The sequence below is a fragment of the Haloferax sp. s1 genome (assembly GCF_058382125.1).
Window position 1 is genome coordinate 1 of record NZ_JBZRPK010000310.1, and the last position, 2,972, is coordinate 2,972.

Annotated in this window: 3 protein-coding genes and 1 pseudogene; 1 reads left to right on the forward strand and 3 read right to left on the reverse strand. The window is 54.0% G+C overall.

The window, feature by feature from the left end:
• Positions 1-117: 117 nt before the first annotated feature.
• Together QT222_RS03420 and QT222_RS03425 are read right to left on the reverse strand one after the other, a co-directional pair.
• A complete protein-coding gene (locus QT222_RS03420; protein WP_004060536.1) occupies positions 118-372 on the reverse strand; it encodes an alkyl sulfatase dimerization domain-containing protein in 255 nt (84 codons plus the stop codon).
• Positions 373-507: 135 nt separating this feature from the next.
• Positions 508-1,209, reverse strand: a complete 702-nt coding sequence (locus QT222_RS03425; RefSeq protein ID WP_491476312.1) for a helix-turn-helix domain-containing protein — start codon at positions 1,207-1,209, stop codon at positions 508-510.
• 58 nt (positions 1,210-1,267) lie between these two features.
• Between QT222_RS03425 and QT222_RS03430 the strand changes: the two genes are divergently transcribed.
• Positions 1,268-1,600 carry a DUF8104 domain-containing protein gene (locus tag QT222_RS03430; RefSeq protein WP_491476313.1) on the forward strand — a complete coding sequence of 111 codons (333 nt, stop codon included), beginning with the start codon at positions 1,268-1,270 and terminating at the stop codon, positions 1,598-1,600.
• Positions 1,601-1,658: 58 nt separating this feature from the next.
• Here QT222_RS03430 and QT222_RS03435 read toward each other — a convergent pair.
• Positions 1,659-2,132: pseudogene (locus tag QT222_RS03435) on the reverse strand (IS6 family transposase); the annotation flags it as partial.
• Between the last annotated feature and the right edge of the window lie 840 nt (positions 2,133-2,972).

Here is a 2,972-nt window from a genome sequence, read left to right on the forward strand (position 1 = left end):
TCGTGGCGGGGAGCGGAGTCAGTTGACCACGCGTTTGGACGGATGGGTCGCCGGTTCGACTGCCGCCACCGCTGCCGTCTCCGCTCCGCATCGAACCGGCGGGTCGTCGCCGGTCCGTCAGCGGAAGGGCGACCTCTCGTTGGCGTACACGGTTGCCGACGAGAAGATGTTGGCCGACATCAGGTCGCTGACTGAGCTGGCCCGCTGCTCGTAGACGTTCGCGACGGTGCTCTGGACAGCCTCGTTCTCGGGGTCGGCCTCAAGCGCGTAGTCCGCGAGATGACACGCGATGCGCTTGTCGCCCTCGTCGATCAACTCCTCGGCGCGGGCTGCCAGCGTCTCGCCAGAGTGCCGGCTCTCGCTGATTCGCACGAGTCGCCACCTCGGGGTGGCGAACGTCGGGACAGCTGTAAGATAGTCTTAGGGCAACGGTTCGAGACGGCCCCACGTCCGGTGCTTGCCCAGACGGGGTTCGGAGAGGAGTCGGCGCTGGCGCGGCCCGACGGGTCATTTCCAGATCGACTTGGTGGGCGAGGTATCAGTCTCCGTATCCCCGGAAGCCGTGAACAGTTCCGAAACCAGATGGTTCTCGATCCGCTGAATAATCTCCTGAACGTTCGCCTGACTACACTCGAGTTGCGCCGCGATATCGTCGAGTGTGGTCTCCCGAGGCCGCCGGTAGTACCCGAGTTCGTAGGCCTTCCGGAGAACCTCCCGCTGGCGGTCGCTCAGCTTGCTGAAGCTGTTCTCCCTGTCCGGGTCGTAGCTTCCCACCCGACCGACCGTCGTGTGGATGGAATCGGGTATCTGCTTGAAAGCCTCACTGATGTTCCCCTGGGGGCCGATGATCGTGACCTCTAGTCCACCGTCCTCGTGCAGCAGTATCGGAGTATCGAGGACGTAGCCGTACTCCTCCGGAAGCTGGAGCAACTGTCTGGTGTCGGTCGACGGCTCGAAGTGGATGTACGCGGAAACGGACCCGTCGATCTCCGTCACCTCGTAGTCGGTCGCGGTCTCGTTTGCCGACAGGATCGCCCGAACCGCATCGGCGTCACCTTTGAACTCGTACAGCAGGACGGCCGTTCCGTCGTGGAGGAGTTTCGCGGAGTGGATCGAGACTGGGACCACTTCATCGTGAGCACGATACGCTTTACCCAGCGATTGAAACCATCCATCTGAGTGCTTAATCCGGATGGTAGCACACCACATGTTCGAATAGAGTAGAACCAACTTCTTAAATCATGATTATTCTCCGGAAGTTGTCCTTGTGAGCGTTCGAAGAGTCCTGCTTGGCGAGGTGGCGGAGCCAGAGGAAAGCCACAAAGAGGGGGTTCAAGACAAGAAGAATACTGTTGAGAATATTCTCGACCATCGAGAGAGCATCTACAACGACATGATTTCTGAACTGAATAAGGTGATACGTGAGCAGAAGTCAACGCTGGATAGTGCGGCACGGTCTCCCGACAAAGAGAAGGAAGCCAGGGTCCGTGAACGACTAAAAGAACTATATAGGGAACACTGTGAGGAACTCCGGAGTTATTGGCGGGACCGGGAATCTTGGATGGAGATGAAGATGGAATTGGAGGAGGAACTGGCCTAGATCGAAGAGTTCGAGACCACATCAAGCGCTCGACTCGTATTTTGTGGGTGTGAAACTATTTCTCGATGAGGTTTCGTTCGACGTAGTCAAGCCGACCGCTCAATCCTAATCGAGAGAGGGCAGTCTGATAGCCGTAGCCATCGACGAGAAACACAGCGTCTGAGAGATCGTGTTTCTCCGAGAGTCGATGGAGAAACGCAGCAGCCGGATCGGTACCATGTCGTCCAAACAATTCGACGTCAAGAAGCAACTTTGTCTCGGTGTCTATTGCAGCGTACAACCAAGACCATTCGCCATTGATTTTGACAGTGGTCTCATCGACCGCAACCCGCTTCGGCTTCGCCTCAGGTGGGTTGTGACCGCTGTCAGCCAGCCGATGTACTCAGTGCCAAACAGCTTGATGAGGGCGTTCAACGCCGAGTATTCGAAGAATTTCTTTTGTCTCTCTGAGTGAACAACCGGTCGCGTGGAACTGGACGGCGAACACCCTGACGGGCGTCCTCAGAACGCTTCGCGTTCTGGTGGGCTGCACGAGAGCTCTGCTCTCGTGAACGTTCGAAAGACGCTTGCGTCTTTCGAGCCCACAAACTCGCGCCGCGAGTTTGGGACGTCCCCAGAAATCGGAGATTTCTGGTGTGCGAACGAGACGCTTCGCGTCTCGTCAACGTCGCTGTCCGCTCACGCTCTCACGTTTCTTCTAAATCCGCCGCAAAGCACTCGCTGAACAGGTCTGCGAGCATTATCCCAAACTCACTCAATGACCTGCTCGTTCCTCAAACTGGCGTAACTAGACAGTACCTGCATAAGATATATGATATAATAGCACGAAGAAGAGGTTAATGGGATTGGTACCCTATAGTAACGTTCGGTGGTCAGGCGTCGCAGTTACTGGTTCAATTCTCACACTACTAGTTGCCCTGTTGTACAAAACGTACGAGATCTGGCAACAGCCACCGCCATTCCTTATTCAAGATCGACCGATAGTTGTTTTCAATATTGCAGTAGCAACCACGTCAATTATCTTTACTATTGTGGGGCTTTACCTGGCGCGCAATGCATATCTTTGGTCGCTCAAATCTTCGAAACAGCAGGCAACGTGATTATTTTGTCCTCATATTAGAACTGACTCCGATAATACCCCGAATGATGAAATATCTTCAGACAATTTTGAAGAGTATGAATGATACTGACCGTCGTTCATTTAATGAAAGAATTCAAACCAGGCTATTCCGGGCACTACACTATTTTTTTGGAGCTTCTGTCTTACTCTATGTTTTGTCACGCAGTTACTAATTGCGTTTACTATGGATCATCAATGCTCAATATTTGCAAAAGTAACTGCAATATAAGTTCAAACCTACTCCTGCTGAGG

Bases quoted from the DNA above. Each gene is read 5' to 3' on its own strand.
- QT222_RS03425 (WP_491476312.1), bottom strand. From the start codon at position 1,209: ATGTGGTGTGCTACCATCCGGATTAAGCACTCAGATGGATGGTTTCAA.